Source organism: Longimicrobium sp. (genome assembly GCF_035474595.1).
GTDB lineage: Bacteria > Gemmatimonadota > Gemmatimonadetes > Longimicrobiales > Longimicrobiaceae > Longimicrobium.
The window spans coordinates 140,794-158,523 of record NZ_DATIND010000083.1; the positions used below are offsets into that span (position 1 = coordinate 140,794).

General features: G+C 70.1%; 20 protein-coding genes. 10 read left to right on the forward strand and 10 right to left on the reverse strand.

Annotation, left to right across the window (positions count from 1 at the left end; genetic code table 11):
• Positions 1-15: 15 nt before the first annotated feature.
• Positions 16-810 (forward strand): gamma-glutamyl-gamma-aminobutyrate hydrolase family protein, encoded by a 795-nt coding sequence (locus VLK66_RS14925; protein ID WP_325310237.1) that lies wholly within the window; start codon positions 16-18, stop codon positions 808-810.
• A 144-nt stretch (positions 811-954) separates the two neighbouring features.
• On the opposite strand, the gene VLK66_RS14930 is transcribed toward VLK66_RS14925, so the two are convergent.
• Positions 955-1,170 (reverse strand): hypothetical protein, encoded by a 216-nt coding sequence (locus tag VLK66_RS14930; RefSeq protein ID WP_325310238.1) that lies wholly within the window; start codon positions 1,168-1,170, stop codon positions 955-957.
• Entirely contained in the window at positions 1,167-1,898 is a 732-nt protein-coding gene (locus VLK66_RS14935; protein ID WP_325310239.1) for a hypothetical protein, read from the reverse strand. The genes VLK66_RS14930 and VLK66_RS14935 overlap by 4 nt, the downstream gene beginning before the upstream one ends.
• A gap of 284 nt (positions 1,899-2,182) precedes the next feature.
• Between VLK66_RS14935 and VLK66_RS14940 the strand changes: the two genes are divergently transcribed.
• The 4 genes from VLK66_RS14940 to VLK66_RS14955 all read left to right on the forward strand — a co-directional run bounded on the left by VLK66_RS14940 (position 2,183) and on the right by VLK66_RS14955 (position 4,273).
• Positions 2,183-2,971, forward strand: coding sequence for a DsbA family protein (locus VLK66_RS14940; RefSeq protein ID WP_325310240.1), 789 nt, complete (start codon positions 2,183-2,185; stop codon positions 2,969-2,971).
• An 8-nt stretch (positions 2,972-2,979) separates the two neighbouring features.
• Positions 2,980-3,453, forward strand: coding sequence for a vitamin K epoxide reductase family protein (locus tag VLK66_RS14945; protein WP_325310241.1), 474 nt, complete (start codon positions 2,980-2,982; stop codon positions 3,451-3,453).
• 26 nt (positions 3,454-3,479) lie between these two features.
• Positions 3,480-3,698, forward strand: a complete 219-nt coding sequence (locus tag VLK66_RS14950; protein WP_325310242.1) for a hypothetical protein — start codon at positions 3,480-3,482, stop codon at positions 3,696-3,698.
• A 407-nt stretch (positions 3,699-4,105) separates the two neighbouring features.
• On the forward strand, positions 4,106-4,273 hold the full coding sequence (locus VLK66_RS14955) for a hypothetical protein (RefSeq protein ID WP_325310243.1): 168 nt from the start codon (positions 4,106-4,108) through the stop codon (positions 4,271-4,273).
• A gap of 80 nt (positions 4,274-4,353) precedes the next feature.
• On the opposite strand, the gene VLK66_RS14960 is transcribed toward VLK66_RS14955, so the two are convergent.
• The 3 genes from VLK66_RS14960 to VLK66_RS14970 form a co-directional block, all read right to left on the reverse strand.
• Complete coding sequence (locus VLK66_RS14960) at positions 4,354-5,103, reverse strand: DsbA family protein (protein WP_325310244.1); 750 nt, start codon at positions 5,101-5,103, stop codon at positions 4,354-4,356.
• Between the two features lie 5 nt (positions 5,104-5,108).
• Positions 5,109-5,705, reverse strand: a complete 597-nt coding sequence (locus VLK66_RS14965; protein WP_325310245.1) for a DUF402 domain-containing protein — start codon at positions 5,703-5,705, stop codon at positions 5,109-5,111.
• A gap of 212 nt (positions 5,706-5,917) precedes the next feature.
• Positions 5,918-8,197: an NADP-dependent malic enzyme gene (locus VLK66_RS14970; protein WP_325310246.1), complete on the reverse strand. Its 2,280-nt coding sequence runs from the start codon at positions 8,195-8,197 to the stop codon at positions 5,918-5,920.
• Between the two features lie 586 nt (positions 8,198-8,783).
• Between VLK66_RS14970 and VLK66_RS14975 the strand changes: the two genes are divergently transcribed.
• On the forward strand, positions 8,784-9,974 hold the full coding sequence (locus tag VLK66_RS14975) for a S8 family peptidase (RefSeq protein ID WP_325310247.1): 1,191 nt from the start codon (positions 8,784-8,786) through the stop codon (positions 9,972-9,974).
• Positions 9,975-10,151: 177 nt separating this feature from the next.
• Here VLK66_RS14975 and VLK66_RS14980 read toward each other — a convergent pair whose 3' ends face one another.
• Positions 10,152-11,180 carry a hypothetical protein gene (locus tag VLK66_RS14980; protein WP_325310248.1) on the reverse strand — a complete coding sequence of 343 codons (1,029 nt, stop codon included), beginning with the start codon at positions 11,178-11,180 and terminating at the stop codon, positions 10,152-10,154.
• A gap of 567 nt (positions 11,181-11,747) precedes the next feature.
• Here VLK66_RS14980 and VLK66_RS14985 point away from each other — a divergent pair.
• Entirely contained in the window at positions 11,748-12,320 is a 573-nt protein-coding gene (locus VLK66_RS14985) for a YIP1 family protein (protein WP_325310249.1), read from the forward strand.
• Between the two features lie 90 nt (positions 12,321-12,410).
• Here VLK66_RS14985 and VLK66_RS14990 read toward each other — a convergent pair whose 3' ends face one another.
• The 4 genes from VLK66_RS14990 to VLK66_RS15005 form a co-directional block, all read right to left on the reverse strand.
• Complete coding sequence (locus VLK66_RS14990; protein ID WP_325310250.1) at positions 12,411-12,587, reverse strand: hypothetical protein; 177 nt, start codon at positions 12,585-12,587, stop codon at positions 12,411-12,413.
• A gap of 320 nt (positions 12,588-12,907) precedes the next feature.
• A complete protein-coding gene (locus tag VLK66_RS14995; protein WP_325310251.1) occupies positions 12,908-13,507 on the reverse strand; it encodes a PAS domain S-box protein in 600 nt (199 codons plus the stop codon).
• A 484-nt stretch (positions 13,508-13,991) separates the two neighbouring features.
• A complete protein-coding gene (locus VLK66_RS15000) occupies positions 13,992-14,381 on the reverse strand; it encodes a GIY-YIG nuclease family protein (RefSeq protein WP_325310252.1) in 390 nt (129 codons plus the stop codon).
• Complete coding sequence (locus VLK66_RS15005; protein WP_325310253.1) at positions 14,378-14,965, reverse strand: metalloregulator ArsR/SmtB family transcription factor; 588 nt, start codon at positions 14,963-14,965, stop codon at positions 14,378-14,380. Before VLK66_RS15005 ends, VLK66_RS15000 begins: the two co-directional genes overlap by 4 nt.
• Positions 14,966-15,636: 671 nt before the next feature.
• Here VLK66_RS15005 and VLK66_RS15010 point away from each other — a divergent pair.
• From VLK66_RS15010 to VLK66_RS15020, 3 genes are all read left to right on the forward strand, one after another.
• Positions 15,637-16,038 (forward strand): hypothetical protein, encoded by a 402-nt coding sequence (locus VLK66_RS15010; RefSeq protein ID WP_325310254.1) that lies wholly within the window; start codon positions 15,637-15,639, stop codon positions 16,036-16,038.
• 157 nt (positions 16,039-16,195) lie between these two features.
• Positions 16,196-16,576: a hypothetical protein gene (locus VLK66_RS15015; RefSeq protein WP_325310255.1), complete on the forward strand. Its 381-nt coding sequence runs from the start codon at positions 16,196-16,198 to the stop codon at positions 16,574-16,576.
• 71 nt (positions 16,577-16,647) lie between these two features.
• Positions 16,648-17,250 (forward strand): hypothetical protein, encoded by a 603-nt coding sequence (locus VLK66_RS15020; protein ID WP_325310256.1) that lies wholly within the window; start codon positions 16,648-16,650, stop codon positions 17,248-17,250.
• Positions 17,251-17,730 lie beyond the last annotated feature (480 nt).

Genomic DNA, 17,730 nt, shown 5'->3' on the forward strand with positions numbered 1-17,730 from the left:
GATGAGGAGAAACCGGTGCGTCCGCTGATCGTCGTCACCACCACGCTGGCGCCCTCGGGGTCGCACAACCTGCCGGCGGTGCGGCTGAACGTGCAGTACGTGACCGCGGTCGAGGAGCCGGGGGGCACGGCCGTGCTCCTGACCCCCGGCCACGACCGCGAGTCGGTGTGCCGGCTGGTGGAGCTGGCGCACGGGCTGGTGCTGACGGGCGGCGAGGACGTGGCCCCCGAGCTGTACGGCCAGGAGCCGCACCCCGAGCTGGGGAGCGTGAACCCGCTGCGCGACCAGATCGAGATGGCCGCGCTGGAGGTGGCGCTCCGCCGCGGCATCCCCATCCTGGCCATCTGCCGGGGGATGCAGATGCTGAACGTGGCGCTGGGCGGCACCCTCTACCAGGACATCCCCTCGCAGCTCGGCGGCGACGTGCTGCACGAGCAGGACGCCCCCGTCACCCAGCGCTGGCACCGCGCCGACGTGAAGCCCGGCTCGGGGCTCGAGGCCATCTTCGGCAACCGCGAGCTGTTCATCAACTCCTTCCACCACCAGGCGGTCCGCGACGTCGCGCCCTCGCTCGAGGCCACGGTGTGGGCGGAGGACGGGATCGTGGAGGGCGTGGAGGGGAAGGAGCACGGGTGGATGTACGGCGTGCAGTGGCACCCCGAGCGCGGCGAGGCCGAATCCCCCGCCGACGAGCGCGACCCCGACCGCCGCCTGTTCTGGGCCTTCATCCAGGCCGCCCGCGAGTTCGCGCAGACCACCAGCGACGCCCGGGCAGACGCGACGACGGACCTCGTCTCCGCCGCCGACTGAGGCGCGCACTCGCAACGCCCCCTCAGCGGCGGCTGAAGCCGCAGGAACAATGACGGGAAGCCTCGCAAACTGCGCGAGGCTGTTCGGCTCGCCGGCAACTACCGCTCGTCAGTTCCGCACTCTCGCACTTCCGCACTTCCGCACTTACCTGACGATGTCGAACCAGTCGATCTCGTCCAGCGGCACCTCCAGCGGGTCGCCGGTGCCCGGGTGGCGCGCGGCCAGGATCTCCTCGCCGAAGTCCGTGCGCAGGCGCTCGGGCAGGATCACCAGCTCGCTCCCGCGGCGGACCAGCTGGATGCGGCGCCGGTCCGTGATCGCCCGCTCCAGCCGGTCGTAGTCGCGCGGGGTCCAGTTCACGGACGGACCGTGTCGCGGCCCGTGGGCTCCGGCGGCGGCGCCTCGGTGATGGCGGGCGGCGGCGCGGGCGCGGCGGGCGCCGGGGCGGGCGCGGCCGGCGGCGGGGTCGTCACTGGCGGCGGAGCGACGACGGGCGCGGGGCCGCCGCCGCGCAGGATTCCCTCCGGGCGCACGGAAACGTAGTAGTCCTTCACGAACAGCGAGTCGATGCGCATGAAGCTGCTGTCCGGAAGGTCGCCGAACTTCACGCCCGGCTTGGCGCGCGGAACCACGAAGCGCAGCGTGTCCATCCACACGTTGAACTCGGCGCGGGAGATCTTCTGCAGGTAGCCGTTCACATTCACCCCGCAACCAACACACATCCCCCGCAGCTGCGCGGGCGTGGGCGCCGGCTCGAAGCGCAGCAGGATGCGGCGGCCACGCGGGGTGCGCACGTAGATGGCGTTGCGGCGCACCCCCGTCTCCGCCGTGCCCACCAGGTGCACCACGCGGCCCAGCTCGCGGTCGGTGAGCTTGTCCACGTTCTCGAAGGGCTCGATCACCACCGGCAGCACCGGCGCGCGGTCCGAGCCGAAGTTGGCCGCCGCGCCCACGCCGCCGTAGCGCCCGTGCGCCGTGGGGTCGCCGAAGATGGCGGCGGCCGTGATGGCGATGAGCCCCACGCCCACCAGGACGATGGTCCAGAACCAGACGCGCTGGTTGCGACCGCGTACGAGCCGGATATCCATTTGAACCGCTGGGAAACAGGGAACGGGTTACAGGGGACAGGGACGGCGGGACCGATTGCATCCGTCATGGGTACTTGGCCCCGGGCCGGCGGAGATGCCTGTGTGGGCGATCCGCCGTTCCCTGTAACCTGTTCCCTGTTCCCTGTCCCCTGCTGTTCGCAAGCGCCGTTCCCCGTTCGCTTTCCGGCGGGGAACGGCTTGCTCCGCCGGGACGGGGGCGGTTATCATGTTCCGCCGCGCCACACGGCGCAAATCACCCAACCCGTCCAGACCGGAGAACTTCCGTGCCCCGACCCGCGCCGAAGCCGCGGCGGTCGCTTACGCCTTTCTACGTGCTGCTGGGCCTGGTGCTCCTGGCCGGGATCGGCGTGGTCGCCACCCAGATGGGCTCCAAGGGCGGCAAGGCCGCCAACCAGGGCGTTCCGGTGACCATGACCCCGGACCAGCTCCAGCGCGTCCGCGGCATCACCCAGGGCCGCGAGGACGCCCCCATCACCATCTACGAGTTCGCGGACTTCCAGTGCCCGCACTGCGCCGAGTTCGCGTGGAAGGTGGAGCCGCTGATCCGCGACTCGCTGGTGAACACGGGGAAGGCGCGGTACGTGTTCTACGAGTTCCCGCTCGCCTTCAAGTGGAGCTGGCTCTCGGCGCGCTCCGGCCGCTGCGCCAACGAGCAGGGGAAGTTCTGGCCGTACCACGACCTGGTCTTCGCGCGCCAGACCGACTGGGGCTTCGAGAAGGACCCGGTGGACAAGCTGGCCGGCTACGCGCAGCAGGCGGGGCTGGACGCCGGCAAGTTCGAGGAGTGCGTGCGCTCCGACAAGTACGTGCGCGAGGTCTCGGAGAGCGCGCAGCTGGCGCAGTCGCTGGGCGTGCAGGGCACCCCCACGCTCTTCGTGAACGGGCGCAACATCGGCACGCCGGAGACCTACAAGGCGCTGGCCGACAAGGTGCGCGAGATCGCCCCGGCCGCGTTCGGCGGCGCCGCTCCGGCGGCGGCCACCGCCCCGGCGGCGGCGACGCCCGCCGACTCGGCGAAGACGCCCGCGGCGGGCGCCACCACCACCTCGTGAGCACCGCCGTGGCGACCGAAGGGCCCGTCTTCACGGACGACGCCGGCGACTACGCCGACCCGCCGATGACGCGGATGGCGATCGCGGTGCTGGCGCTGATCGGGATCCTGGTCGCCTCGTACCTGTCGCTGTACAAGCTCGGCTTCATCGGCGGGCTGACGTGCACCGTGGGCAGCTGCGAGCAGGTGCAGGCGTCGCCCTGGGCGGTGTTCCTCGGCCTTCCCGTCTCCATCTGGGGGCTGGGGGCGTACGTGACCATGCTGGCGGTGGCGATCATCGGCCTGCAGCCGCGCTTCGTGAACGCGCGCTGGGTGGCGGTGGCGCTCACCGCCCTGAGCGCGGTGGGGGTGGCGTTCTCGGCGTACCTCACGTACATCGAGGCGTTCGTGATCGAGATGTGGTGCCAGTACTGCGTGATCTCGGCGATCATCGTCACGGTGATCTTCTTCCTGTCGCTTCCCGGGCTCAGGCGGGCGCGGTGAGCGGCGGGGTTCCGGACGGAGGGACGATGCAGGAGCAGAGCGAGGCGGCGGCCACGGTGCCGGTGCGGCTGGTGTTCGCGGACCAGGGCACCTTCCACGACGAGACGGTGCACGTGCCCGCGGCCATGCTGGGCGAGTACGACCGCCTGATCGACCTTCTCCGCGAGGAGGAGTCGGTCACGCGCCAGGTGTACGTCGACCTGGGCCGCCTGGTCAGCGCCTACGTGGTGAACGACGGCGAGTAGCTCGCCCCCGATCGCCACCGGACAACGAAGCCCCTCTTCCGCGCGGATGCGGAGGCGGGGCTTCGGCTGTCTGAGGGTATCATACGAAATTCGGGAGAAGGATCGGTGCGTCCGGCCAACTCACGTGCTGCCGCACCCACAGATCCTTCGGCCTGCAAAGTGTCGTGCTGATGCGAGTTGTGGCGTGGGCGGCCTCAGGATGACGTCGGGTGGATGCGGTGCGGGATGCAGAAACTGCTCATCACGCAGTTCCCTCCGTTACCTCGGCTTCCTCGGTCATCCCGCTCCGCTATGACAGAAGCGAGCAGATTAGTCTCGTTGCATGGCGTGATGGGGACTGGTATCATCGTCGGGTGCCGGGCGAATTTCCTCGCGACCGGATGCACATCTCCCCGAATGGAGGCTCGATGAACAAGCTGAAGCTCGACGTCGACACGCTGCGGGTCGATCAGTTCAAGGTGGAGGGGGCCGCCGCCGTCGCGCAGGGGACGGTGCTCGCGAACTCCGACACTCTCACGTACACGACGTACCCGATCCGCTACTGCCCGAACATGCCGGCCAGCAGCCGCTGCTGATCCGCCGGGGGAGACAAGGAGAAAACGGGGCCGCCCCACGTTGGAGGGCGGCCCCGCTTTTTTTTCGCCTGCCGATGAGGCTACGGCTGTGGCGGGGTTCCCGCGGGCGGCGTTCCGCCGTTCTGCGCGGCGGCCAGGGCGGCATCCACCTCGCGCGCCAGGTCGGCGTAGGGGATGGCGCCGGGAAGCACCTTCTCGCGGTTGATGATGAAGGTGGGCGTGGAGTTCACCCCCGAGCTGGCCGCCTGCGTCAGGTCGTTGGTGATGAGCGGCGCCACGCGGTCGTTGTCGAAGCAGTCGCGGTACTCCGCGGCGTTCACGCCCAGCTCGCCGGCGTAGCGGGTGAAGCGCTGCGACGCGTCGGCCTGCCCGGCCCAGTCGCGCTGGCGGCTGAACAGGATGTCGTGCATCTGCCAGAACCTGCCCTGCGCCCCGGCGCACATGGCCGCCTTGGACGCCGCGAACGCCTGGCTGTGCATGGGGAGCGGATAGTTGACGAACACCAGACGCACCTTTCCCGTGCGCACGTAGGTGCTGTCGAAGCGCCGGTAGGTGCTGTCGAAGAACATCCGGCAGTACGGGCATTGGAAGTCGGAGATCTCGATCACCGTCACTTTGGCGCTGTCCGAGCCGTGCTGGCGGCCGCGGCCGGCGCGGGCCAGCACCGAATCCAGCGGTGGCACGCCGCGCGCGGCGCCCGCGGAGGTGCTGGAAGTATTGTTCCCGCCCCCGCCCTGCTGCGCGCAGGCGCTCACGGCCGACAGCATCGCCAGCGTGGCGATTCCCAGCAGTCCGGCAAGGCGCGCGCGGCGCGCAGCTCCGTGCTTCATCCCCATCATCCGCGGTCAGTGGCCGGAGACGCGCCGCGGGAGACCGCCTCCCGCGCCCGCTCCAGCGTCCATTCGTGCACCTCGGGCCCCGGCCAGCGCCCCGCCCGGGCCGCCTGGAGCAGCGCGGCGGCCTCGTCGCGCGCGCGGCTGGCGAGCTCCGGCGTCACCCAGCGCTCGGCCTCGGCCGCGCGCAGCTCGTCCTCGTCCAGCACCACCAGCGTGCCGTCGGCGCCGGACCAGAGGTCCAGGCACAGGTCGGTCGTCGTCCACCGGCCGCCGTCCATCTCCACCGGCGTGAGCACGTTGGCGTACACGCCGGTGAAGGTGCCGTCGGCCAGGTGGAAGCGGCCGACGTCGTGCCACCGGTTGCGGTAGGTGATCCAGACCACGGGCGCCCCCGGCTCCAGCACCGTGCGCCCGCCGGCCATCACCGGCTTGGGCAGACCGGCGGCCGGGAGCCAGGTGACAACGTAATCCCCCGCATCTTCCAGCACCACCTGACGGAACACCTGCTCCCGGTCCGGCAGCCGGCGGTAGTGGATGTGGACGAGCGGCAGCTCACCGCGAGGGGAGCCCCCGGCGCGCACCTCCGGGGCCCTCACCGCGTGGGCACCCTGCGCATCCCGCGCGCGGCAGTCTGCAGCTCCTGCGAATTCTTCCTCAACCGATTGGGATTCATCCGATCTCTCCGGTATGAAGTTGCAGTTCCCCCCTCTCCTGCTGTCGGGAGAGGGGGCCGGGGGGTGAGGGCTCCGTCGGACGCGCGCCGTCGTTTCTTCTGGCTGGGTGCTCGTAGTATCTGTGTGAGACTCCCCTACCGCGCCCGGTACCGCGGCCCGCCGTGCTCCTGCGCATCCACCACGGCGACCGCGGTGAGGTTGGCGATCTCGGCGGCTTCGCTGGCGCGCTGCAGGACGTGCACGGGGTGGCCCATCCCCAGCAGGATGGGGCCGAAGGCCTCGGCTCCGCCCAGGCGCATCATCAGCTTGTAGGCGATGTTGGCGGCGTTCAGGTCGGGGAAGATCAGCACGTTGGGGCGGTTGCGCAGCGTGCTGAACGGGTACAGCTCCCTGCGCATGTCGTCCATCATCGCGATGTCGGCCTGCATCTCGCCGTCGATCTCGAGCGTGGGGTCGGTGGAGCGGACCAGCTCGGTGGCGCGGCGCACCTTGTCGCTTTGCGGGTGGCGGGTGGAGCCGAAGTTGGAGAACGACAGCATGGCCACGCGCGGCACCAGCCCCAGCCGCCGCACGAAGCCGGCGGAGAGCGTCGCGATCTCGGCCAGCGTCTCGGCGTCGGGGTCGATGTTCACCGTGGTGTCGGCGAAGAACACGATCTCCTGCTCCAGCACCACCATGTACAGCCCCGCCACGTGCCGCACCCCCGGCGCGGTGCCGATGGCCTGCAGGGCGGGGCGGATCGTCTCCGGATAGTGCAGGTCCTCGCCGGCAACCAGCCCGTCGGCCTCGCCCTCGCGCACCATCATCATCCCGAAGGTGATGGCGCGGCGCACCTCGCCCTGCGCGTCGGCCAGCGTCATCCCCTTGCGCTGGCGGCGGGCGTACAGCGTCCGCGCGTACCGCTCCAGCCGCTCCTCGTCGGCCAGGCGGTCCACGATGCGGATCCCCTCCAGCGAGACCCCCAGCGCCGCCGCGGTGTCGCGGATGCGCTCGGGGCGGCCCACCAGAATGGGCTCGGCGATCCCCTCTCCGACGACGAGCGCGGCGGCGCGGATGATCCGCTCGTGCTCGCCCTCGGGGTACACGATGGCGCGCGGGTCGCTGCGCGCCTGGCGCATCATGTCGCGCATCACCTCGCGGCCGCGGCCCAGGCGCGCCTCCAGCTCGCCGCGGTAGGCGGTGAGCTCGATCTCGCGCCGCGCGACGCCCGTCTCCATGGCCGCCTGCGCGACCGCCGGGGCCACCCAGAGCATGATGCGCGAGTCGAACGGCTTGGGGATCAGGTAGTCGGGCCCGAAGCGCAGCCGCTCGGCGCCGTACGCGCGCTCGACGGACTCGGGGACGTCGAGCCGCGCCAGCTCGGCCAGCGCGCGCGTGGCCGCCATCTTCATCTCGTCGTTGATGGCGCGCGCGCGCACGTCCAGCGCCCCGCGGAAGATGAAGGGGAAGCCCAGGACGTTGTTCACCTGGTTGGGATAGTCGGTGCGCCCGGTGGCGATGATCGCGTCGGGGCGCGCCTCCATCACCTCCTCGGGCATGATCTCGGGGTCGGGGTTGGCCAGGGCGAAGACGATGGGCCGCTCCGCCATCGACGCCACCATCTCCCTGGTCACCGCCCCCGCGACGGAGAGGCCCACGAAGACGTCGGCGCCTGGCATCACCTCGGCCAGGGTGCGCGGCGGCACCGGCTGGGCGAAGCGGTGCTTGTACGGGTCGGTCTGGTCGGGGGCGCGATCCGTCGTCACCAGCCCCGCGCGGTCGCACATCCAGATGTTCTCGCGGCGCACGCCCAGCGACACGTAGTGCAGCGCCGTGGCGATCGCGGCCGCGCCGGCGCCGGAGAAGACCACGCGCACGGTGTCGATCGGCTTCCCGACGAGATCCAGCGCGTTCAGCAGCGCGGCGCCCGAGATCACCGCCGTGCCGTGCTGGTCGTCGTGGAAGACGGGGATGTCCATCCGCGCCTTCAGCGTTTCCTCGATGTAGAAGCACTCCGGCGCGGCGATGTCTTCCAGGTTGATGCCGCCCACCGTGGGCTCCAGCAGCTCGCAGAAGCGGATCACGTCTTCCGGGTCCTGCGAGCCGACCTCCAGGTCGAACACGTCGATGTCGGCGAAGCGCTTGAACAGCACGCCCTTGCCCTCCATCACCGGCTTGGCCGCCAGCGGGCCGATGTTCCCCAGCCCCAGCACCGCCGTGCCGTTGGAGACCACGGCCACCAGGTTGCCGCGCGCGGTGTACCTGAACACCTCCTCGGGGTCGCGGGCGATCTCGCGGCAGGGCTCGGCCACGCCGGGCGAGTACGCCAGCGACAGGTCCCGCTGCGTGCTGGCGGGCTTGGTGGGCACCACGGCGATCTTGCCGCGGCGCCCCTGGCTGTGGTAGTCGAGCGCGTCCTGCCGTCGGTCTGCCATCGCGTCCGGATCCGAAGAAAGTGCCGAGTGCCGGGTGCCGGGTGCCGAGTGCCAAGTCCCAAGTCCCAAGTCCCGAGTCCCAAGTGCGGATGCGGGATGGGACGAGCCGGGTAGCGTACCCCCGGCGCCGGGGGGTGTCAAGCGAGCATCGGCGCGGGGGATCAGCGTCTTCACTTGAGGGATTCGGCTTCCGGTGGGGTTCCTCCGCATCGCTGGATCTCACGCGGAGACGCGGAGGCGCGGAGGTGCATGCCGCGGCATCTGCGCGCGGGTCCAGAGGATGGCGATAAGGATCGATGATGGAGATGCGGTGGGAATGGCGATGGCCTTTTCGGTGCTCGCCCGCGGTGACATCCATCGTTCGATGAGGGAGCGGGTCGGGACGGGGATGTCTCAACGGGGCGTGCGTTCCTCGATCTGATACGCAATTCCCGCCGCGCGGTGCTCGCAATCGTTGCCCAGACGGCTGCGGCGCGCGCAGTTGGGGAGATGGCGGTGGATGGCCCGCGGCGTGCTGCCGGAGGGGCGGCTCTCTCCGCGCCGGCACCCGGCCGGCCGCTCTGCCTCACCCCACCGGAGGCGCTCGATGAAACGTTCCCTCTCCCTTACCCTTCTGCTCGCGCTTGCCGCCTGCTCGGCGGACGGGTCGCCGCTCGCCGCGCCCGCCGGATCGCCCGCCGCCGCGCGCACGGCCGACGCGGCCGCGTACATCGTGGTGCTGCGCGACGGCACGGATCCCCACGCGGTCGCCAGGGCGGCGGGCGTGGCGCCGCGGCGGACGTACATGGCGGCGCTGCGCGGCTTCGCGGCCACGCTGAACGCGGAGCAGGTGGCCGCGCTGCGCCACAATCCCCAAGTCGCCTACGTGGAGCCGGACGCGCCGGTGAGCCTGTTCACCACCCAGCTCTTTCCGGTGTGGGGGCTGGACCGCATCGACCAGCACGCGCTGCCGCTGAACAGCCGGTTCATCTACAGCTCCAGCGGCACCGGCGTCACCATCTACGTGCTGGACACGGGGGTGCGGAAGACGCACGCGCAGTTCGGCGGGCGCGCCGACTACATCGCCAACGGCGCCGGCGGAGACTTCGTGGGCGACGGCCACGGGAACGCCGAGGACTGCCACGGCCACGGCACCCACGTTTCCGCCATCGCCGCGGGCTCCGGCTACGGCGTGGCCAAGAACGCCACCCTCCGCGCCGGCCGCGTGGTGGACTGCACCGGACAGGGCACGGCGTCGATGGTGCTCTCGGGGATGGAGTGGATCATCTCCTACGGCAGGAAGCCCGGCGTGGTGAACATGAGCCTGGGGTATGGCGACGTGGCGTCCGTGCGCGACATGGCCACGCGGCTGTACTACGCCGGGTTCGTGGTGACGGCCGCCGCCGGCAACGGCGACTTCGCGGGCACGCCGCAGGACGCCTGCAAGCAGTCGCCCGCCGGCGCGCGCGACATCCTCACGGTGGGCTCCACGCGCAGTGACGACCACGAGTCCAGCTGGTCCAACTACGGGCTGTGCGTGGACCTGCTGGCCCCCGGCTCCAGCATCCGCTCCGCGTGGGTGGGAAGCGACACCGCCAGCTACGTGGACAGCGGCACGTCGATGGCGTCGCCGCACGTGGCCGGCGTGGCGGCGCAGTACCTGTCGCTGAACCCTACGGCCAACCCGCAGGTGGTGTCGATGACCATCAAGTCCATCGCGACTTCGAACGCCATCACCTTCAACGGCACCAGCCTGTACGGCGGCACGCCCAACAAGCTGCTCTACACCTCGTATTAACCGTCCTCACGTCTCACCGAGAGACGCGGAGCCGCGGAGGGGGCTCGCGATGCACCTCCGCGACTCCGCGTCTCCGCGTGAGATCCAGCGATGCCGAAGAAACGCGAAGAAGCCGGGCCCGCGCGAGTGGTCGCGCGGGCCCGGCTTTCCTTCATCTGTCGGTCCTGCGGGTGGAGCCTAGAGGGCGATCGCGCAGCTGCCCGAGCCCACGTTCAGCCAGTTGCGCTGGATCAGGAAGTTCTTGGTGCCCAGCGTCACGTTCGCCACGCCGCCGTTGGAGGTGGTGAAGGTGGTGCCCCACGTCCACGCGCACTTGTCGGCGTTCTCGTAGCCCTGCGCGTCGTACCAGGCGGTGCCCAGCGGGTCGGTGGTGGTCTCCTCGATCTCGTGGATCAGGGTGCTCACCTCGGCATCGGCGTGCGGGTCGCCATTCGGCGCGGCGAGGCCCGACGAGCAGGCGCTGGGCTTGGCGTAGTCGTCCGGCATCGCGGCGTACAGCACGGTCTTCGACACGCCGTTGATGGTCACGGTGCCGTGGTAGTGGTACGCGCAGTACTGCGTGCCGAAGCCGCCGCCCAGGTTCACCGTGCCCTGCGTGAAGATGGCGTACAGCGTGTTCGGGTCGTACGTCAGCTTGCCGTTGTTGAACGCGTACTGCAGCATGGCCACCATGTTCGCGTCGGTCACGCGCGTCTTGGTGCCCGGCACGTTGTACACGTTGTTGGCCCAGTACTGCGTGTAGTTCACCTGGTTCACGATCGGTGTGCCGGCCGCGTTGGTGTAGCTGGTGTTGATGTTGAAGTACGGCGAGCCGCCCACGTGGCTCAGGAAGTAGCCCACGTTGGAGCCGTCGGCGCTGCCGGAGCCGTTGCTGCCCGGGGTGGGGCCGCCGTTGTAGATGGTGGTGGCCGACCAGTACACCGCCGCCACGTTGGTGTTGGTCTGCAGCACGGGGCCGCCGTGGTAGTTGATGCCGGCCTGGGTCAGCGCGGTGCCGGTGCCGGCGTTGCCGTGGTTCAGCTCGTTGCCGTTGTTGAAGCGGGGCGTGCCGGGCACGCCGCGGACCGGGACCACGCCCAGGTGCTGCACGGTGGCGTCGGCCTCGGGCGTGGCGACGGACTTCTGCTGGACGGGGTTGTTGTCCGAGCACGCGGCCAGGGCGACGATGCCGGCGGTGGCCAGGGCGAAGGACGAGAAGCGGGCCATGCGACCTCCCCAAAGAGGGATGGAGATGTGGGGGCCGCGCATCACAGGCGCGGCACCAGGACGACCGGCTCCCGTTCAGCGGGGCCGGCAGCAGCGAGTCGCGTCCTGGTTGGGAGGTCGCTATCGAAGGTGGGTTCGTACTCGCGTACGCCGCCTTTCAAGTCAAGTTGCGGACCGTCCCGGTACATCGGGCGGCGCGGCGCAACTGGACAGCACCCCGGCCACGGGGAAAGCCGCACGCGCGCCTCGTCTCCCGTCCTTTCATCCGAATGAATAAAATTACAGAAAGATGGATTCGCCCTCCGCATTGTGCCGCACCAGTTTACGGCGCGCCGCACCGATCTGGTGCGCCTGTTCGGGCGGATGAAGATGAATAGATCTGCGGGTGAACGGCAGCGGATGGGTGGTGGGCGAGAGCGTGAAATGGATGTGAGGCGATGTGACTCCCGATCCACTCCTCTTCCGCGATGTTTGCGCCCTGGCGCGCCGCGCTGCAACTTGAGGCCGCGCATTCTCGTACATCCCCCCGAAGGTCATTTCCGCGACCCCCCGCACAGGAGCAAGACGATGGAATATCCCGCTGGAGGCATTCCGCGCACCCGCACGCTGGTCGAGCGCATGATCGGCGCGGCCATGCTGGACCCGAGCGTCTACGAAGAGGTCGAGGCGGACCGCAACGCGACCGGGCAGGCCGCCGCGGTGGTGGCCATCGTGGCGGTCTGCGGCGCCATCGGGAGCATCGGGCACGGCGGCAGCGGCATCGTGGGCTCGCTGGTCGGCGCGTTCATCGGGTGGCTGCTGTGGGCGGGGCTCACGTACATCATCGGCACCAAGGTCTTCGGCGGCACGGCCGACATGGGCGAGATGCTGCGCACGCTGGGGTTCGCGCAGTCGCCGGGCGTGCTGGGGATCCTGGGGATCATCCCGTTCGTGGGCGGGCTGGTGCGCTTCGCGCTCTTCTTCTGGACGCTGGTGGCCGCGGTGATCGCGATCCGGCAGGCGCTGGACTTCGACACCGGCAAGGCGGTGCTGACCGCGCTCCTGGCCGGCGCGGTGGTGTTCGTGGTGGTCCTGGGGATCATGGCGTTCTTCGCGATGATGTTCGGCGCCGCCGTGGCCGTGGGGTCGATGGCCGGGTGACGAGGTTCCGGGCAGGATGCCCGATCCGAAGCAAAACGAAGCCGCCCGGCGATCTGGTCGCCGGGCGGCTTCGTCTGCCATCCATGCTCCTCAGCGATCCAGGAGCATGGGAGCGTACCGCCGGTGGAACGCGGGTGCCAGGCGGGTGCAGAACTCCTCCTGCGTGCCGCCGCGCGCCATGTATCGCCGCATCAGCGCGCACTGCAGCGCCGTGTACGCCGCGAACCCCGTGGGGTACTCCTCCATGAACCGACGAGCCAGTTCCATCGCGCTGCCTCCTTTCCGGGCGCCCATTCCGGCTGCGCCCACGTCCCTACTACGGCATCGGCCGTGCCGGAGTTGCACTATGGTGAAACGCGCGTGGTTGCTGGATTCTTACGCCCCGGCCGTCCTCTGCCGGTGCGCCACCCTGTACCATCGGGGCGACACGTCCCGTTGCACCGTGGCGTCCGCGTCCCATCCGATTCGATGGACCCGCGCGCGAGTTTTCGGGGGTAATGCGATCGGGGAGAATCGGGAGATGAAAAATCGAAGGAGGAAGATGCGAATCCCTCTCGCTCTTCCTCCATCGCACTTCCGCACTTCTTCTATTTGAACTGCCGCGCCAGGTAGATCAGCCGCCCGTCGTCCAGCGTGGACCAGCTGACGTCGGCGAGCACGACGGAGCCGTCGGGGCGCAGCAGCCGGCGCAGGCCGCCGCCGTGCGTGTTCACCCCCTCGCCGCGGCGGAGCGCCACGACGCGCTCGTCCAGCGGGAGCAGGTCCCACACGCGGCGGCCGGCCAGCTCCTCGCGGCTGCGGCCCAGCAGCGCCCAGGCGGCCTGGTTGGTCTCCAGCAGCCGCCCCTCGGGCGAGGCCACGAGCACCGCCTGCGCCACGTCGTTCACCACGGCGCGGTGCCAGCGCTCGGCCTCGCGGGCGGCGTCCAGCTCGCCGCGCAGCCGCGCCGCGTCGGAGCGCAGCGTGGCCACGTAGCGCCACGCCACCGTTCCCGCGCAGGCCACGGTGGCGGCGACCACGAACACGGCCGCGCTGGCCGCCGCCGCGGGCGACGCCAGCCAGGGCACCAGCTGCACCGCCACGCACCCGGCGATCACGGCGGCGGCGGAATAGCCGACGACGTCGGTCCACATCCGCGCGCGCCGCGCCGCGGGCTGCGCCGGCAGAGTGGCCGGGGCCAGCGCCAATGCCGCTGCCGGCCGGGACGGCGCGGGCACGGCCGCGGGTGCCGCGGCGGCGTGCGAAAGGGGCAGATAATGCAGCGGCTCGGGCACGCGCCGGAGCGGCGACCTGAACTTGGTGAGTTCCAGAGTTGCGGCAGGCATGGGATGACGCGGAGCGGACAGGGAGAAGTTGAACCCGGGCGTGCCGGCGTACGGCGCAGCCCGCGGTGCATCCCCATGACAAGCTCCGTGCCTGAACGGCCCAAACGCGAAAAGCGAGCAGGGACGCGGCTGTCCGCCTCCCCACCCGCCCTCCCGCGCCCCGATCCGCCGTCCGATTTTCGATCGATGTCGATCTTTCGGACGCCTTGGAAAATCGCATTTCGTCCCACCCGCTTCTGCCACACCGCGCGGATGCCGGACGGCAGTCGCGCAGCGACTTCGTGCTGTTGCTGCCGCGAATTCATTCGCCTTCCGCGCCCCGCACTCGAGTTCCCCGGCGGGGCGATCACATCGCCGGGAACAGCGACATCCAGGTGCGGCCCTTCGGCTCGGGGTTGTAGCCGCGCTCGCCCCAGGGCTGCAGCCGGTCCAGCCACATCCTCTCCAGCACGGCCAGCTCCTCCGCCGCGTCCCTGCCCGCGTCGCGCTCCAGCTCGTCCAGCACCTCGAAGGCGAAGCCGTCCTCGCCCAGCGCGTTCCAGTCTGCCTGCAGCGCGCGGTTGCGGTGGCCGCCCATGCGCAGCTGAAAGCGCTGCGAGTTCAGCGCGCCGGGCAGGTTCTGCGCGGCGCCGACGAGCATCTTCCCGGTCGACAGGTTGCGGACGGCGAAGATGCCCATCGGCCGCCCCTCCTCCTTGAATCTCCGCTTCAGCTCCGCGCGGCTCTGCGTCATCATTCCGTCTCCTCCGTGCGCCAGTAGTCGCCGCCGCCGCCCTCGCGCTGCATCATCCCGAACATCACCAGCGAGCGCCGCAGCCGCGCGGTGTCGGGGTTGAAGCGCAGCAGGATCTCGTTCATCTCCTTCTCGCCGTACCGCCGCCCGGGCTCGAAGGCCTGCAGCACGTGGCGCATGAGGACGAGGAACTTCTTCTCCTGCACCGGAAAGCTGCGGATGCTGCCGTCGGCCTCGGTGAAGGTGGCCAGCACCTTCCGGTCGAACGAGTCCAGGTCCACATCGCGCGCCAGCGTGGTCAGCTCGTCGCGGCTCAGCATCCGCCGGGCGATGGCCTGCAGCGCGTCCAGCTGCAGCGAGTACATGTTGTTGTACCCCTCGGCCCGCGCCGACGTGAGCCCCGCGCGCGACAGCCGCGACAGGTGATGCGAAACCGTCGACGCGCCGAGCCCCAGGTTCGCCGCCAGCTCCTCGACCGAATACGGCTTTTGCGCGAGCAGGCCCACGATCTTCAGGCGGTTGGGATCGGCCAACGCTTTGAACACTTCCAGGAACTCGCCCGGAATCGCCTGCGTATCCATTTTCATCCATTCCTGTCGAACTGATTCGATATACGTCAAATCAATTTGATGATGATCGGGAGAGATGTCAACCCGCCTTGATGTCCTCCGCCGGATGGCGGGCGCGAAAACGAACCGCCGCCGGAATGCAGGCGACGGCGATCGAGATGGATTCCGAGCGTCGATCGCGACGAGTGGCCGCGGATGATGCGCATCCTTGCGCCGAATCACGGCCGGCTGAGTCGTCCCCCCGCTGCGCGTGCAGTGAAGATGAAAGTCGTGGGCGCCGATGCACGTATCGAGCAGATCACCCTCGCGCGGTTTGCGAGGCTTCCCGTCGTTGTTGCTGCAGCTTCAGGCGCCGGTGAGGAGCGCTGGCGCCGCGGATCGCAGCGTGGGTGAGGCGCGCCCGTTTCGTGGCCGTTTCGTACGTATGTTCTGCGTGTGAAGGTGTTGGGCGGTGCACACTTTTTACACGCTGGAGCGGTCCGAGCGAACTCATCACGCCACCGGTGGCACACGTTTCGGGAGAGTACCGGGGTGTATACGACGTAAATCTGTGCATCGGCGTTGCAGATGTGTCTTGCGTCCTACAATACCGGCCGCTAATCTGTAAGCGCATTCCGTTCCAAGTACACATAGTAACACGAGCGCGCTGCCGCTCCACGTTCCCTTTAGACCCAAGGAGGAGGATGCCAGTGGCTGAGCGCGCTCCCGATCCGTCCATCGATCGCATCCGCGAGCATGCACGACGGTCGGTAGCCAAGACTTCGCTGCGGAAGGTGGCCAAGGCCGCCGGTGTGAAGGTGGGCGCCACGAAGAAGTTCGTCGACGGCTCGGTTCCGTACGAGCGCAACGCGCGGCTGTGGAAGAAGTGGTACGTCCGCGAGCTGCGCGAGGGAATCGCCGACGCGCCCGACACGGCGCTGCCCACCGCCGACGCCCAGGCGATCGTGGACCTGCTGCTCTGGTCGATTCCGCTGGAGCAGCGCGAGGAGGCCCGGCGTGACGTGGTGCAGATGTTCCTGCGCGCCCACGCCGACCGCCAGCTCACGCCGCCCGCGTGGGCGCTGGAGCTGACCGGCGGGCAGTCGTCGTAAGCACCGCAGCACGCTGCACCAGCGCCGCCGCATCGCCCCCGGGTGATGCGGCGGCGCTGTTTCGTCCCGCGGATCCGCGCGCGCAACAGCGGGAGGATGGATCGAGGTACGGGTTCCCCCGCTTGCCCGCACGCGGAGTCAGCATAGCTTTCGATCCATGAAGATGCGCGTTTCCGCCGCCGCCCGCCTGCTGGCCGCCGTCGCCCTGCTCGTCTCGTGGACGACGGCGGGGTGGGCAGCCGCGTGCGCGCGCCCCTCCGCGCCGGGTGCGGGAATGCACGCGATGGGGATGCACCACGCGATGCATCACCAGCCTGCGCCGCCGGGGCCGGAGCGGCATCGCGCGCCGCGTGGCGGGGAGACGCCGGAGTGCCCGCTGCTGGCGATGAACGGCGGCAGCTGCCTGGGCGCCGCGCATCTCCCCGCCATCGTCTCCGCCCCCGCGTCGGCGCTCGCGCCAGATGCCGGCTATCCCCCCGCGGACGGCGTGCGCGACCGGCTGATCGCCATCTCCGTCTTCCACCCCCCGCGAACCTGACGAAGCCCTGAGCCACCCGCGGGCACCTTCGCCCGCGGGCTTCGTCGAAACGACTTTCGGGAGATGGAACGATGAGAACGATCCTCGGCGCATGCGCGCTGATCGTGGCCCTCGCTGCGCCCGCCGCCGCGCAGGACCACGGGGCGATGGCGATGGAGATGCACCCCGGCGCGCACGCCGCGCTGATGCACAGGCAGGAGCTCGGCCTGTCCGCCGAGCAGGTGGCGCGCCTGACGGCGATCGATTCCGGGCTCGCGGCCACCATGCGCGCGCACTGCCAGCGGGTGCGCGCCGCGGGCGGGCCCAACGCGCAGACGCACGCCGCCATGCACGGCGAGATGATGGCGGCGATGAACGCGTCGCAGCAGCAATCGGACGCCGTGCTGACGGCGCGGCAGCGTGCCAGCCTGGACAGCCTCCACGCCGCCCACCACGGCGCCATGGCCGGCCACGACATGGCCGCGATGCACCACGGCTCCGCTGCGGCGGCGGGCCACGACATGGCGGCGATGCACCACGACTCCGCCGGGATGGCCGCCATGCACGCGCAGATGCACGGCGGCACCGCGCCCGCCTGCTCCGCGAACGGCGCCTGCACCGCCGCGGAGTGCGCGGACTGCTGCGAGCACATGGGCTGCTGCACCCCCGCCGCCGCGCCGAAGCCCAACGGCTGACGCACGACGCGGTAGGTGAACGAAGGCCCGCCCTCCGACGTCTGGAGGGCGGGCCTTCGCTCGTCTGTGCAGAACCGAATCCGCCGGAGAGTTTGCGTTCACGCCGATCCCCCGTGACGTCATCCTGAGGCCGGCCACGCCGCAACCCGTTTCCGCGCAAAACGCTGCAGGCCGAAGGATCTGTGGCCAGTCCAGCACGTCAGCCGGGAAACGCGTCGAGAGTCTTCCTCCAGATTCGGGATGATGCACCACGCGAAGGCGCCCGGGAGTGTGTCCTCCGGCGGACGTGCAGGACGGGCTATGGATCCTTCGGCCTGCAGGGGTTCGTGCGAACACGAGTTCGGTGTGGCCGGCCTGAATAGAAAGTTCGCGGCCTGGCCCCCCACCGGCGACTGAAGTCGCAGCAACAACTACGGGAAGCCTCGCAAACTGCGCGAGGCTGATCCGCTCATTCTGTGGCATCAGCGCTCACGACCAATC

Coding starts and splice junctions, on each gene's coding strand:
- VLK66_RS14960 (WP_325310244.1), bottom strand. CDS start 5,103: ATGAAGCACGGAGCTGCGCGCCGCGCGCGCCTTGCCGGACTGCTGGGA.
- VLK66_RS15015 (WP_325310255.1), top strand. CDS start 16,196: ATGAAGATGCGCGTTTCCGCCGCCGCCCGCCTGCTGGCCGCCGTCGCC.
- VLK66_RS14985 (WP_325310249.1), top strand. CDS start 11,748: ATGGAATATCCCGCTGGAGGCATTCCGCGCACCCGCACGCTGGTCGAG.
- VLK66_RS14970 (WP_325310246.1), bottom strand. CDS start 8,197: ATGGCAGACCGACGGCAGGACGCGCTCGACTACCACAGCCAGGGGCGC.
- VLK66_RS14990 (WP_325310250.1), bottom strand. CDS start 12,587: ATGGAACTGGCTCGTCGGTTCATGGAGGAGTACCCCACGGGGTTCGCG.
- VLK66_RS14980 (WP_325310248.1), bottom strand. CDS start 11,180: ATGGCCCGCTTCTCGTCCTTCGCCCTGGCCACCGCCGGCATCGTCGCC.
- VLK66_RS14950 (WP_325310242.1), top strand. CDS start 3,480: ATGCAGGAGCAGAGCGAGGCGGCGGCCACGGTGCCGGTGCGGCTGGTG.
- VLK66_RS14935 (WP_325310239.1), bottom strand. CDS start 1,898: ATGGATATCCGGCTCGTACGCGGTCGCAACCAGCGCGTCTGGTTCTGG.
- VLK66_RS14955 (WP_325310243.1), top strand. CDS start 4,106: ATGAACAAGCTGAAGCTCGACGTCGACACGCTGCGGGTCGATCAGTTC.
- VLK66_RS14975 (WP_325310247.1), top strand. CDS start 8,784: ATGAAACGTTCCCTCTCCCTTACCCTTCTGCTCGCGCTTGCCGCCTGC.
- VLK66_RS15020 (WP_325310256.1), top strand. CDS start 16,648: ATGAGAACGATCCTCGGCGCATGCGCGCTGATCGTGGCCCTCGCTGCG.
- VLK66_RS15005 (WP_325310253.1), bottom strand. CDS start 14,965: ATGAAAATGGATACGCAGGCGATTCCGGGCGAGTTCCTGGAAGTGTTC.
- VLK66_RS15000 (WP_325310252.1), bottom strand. CDS start 14,381: ATGATGACGCAGAGCCGCGCGGAGCTGAAGCGGAGATTCAAGGAGGAG.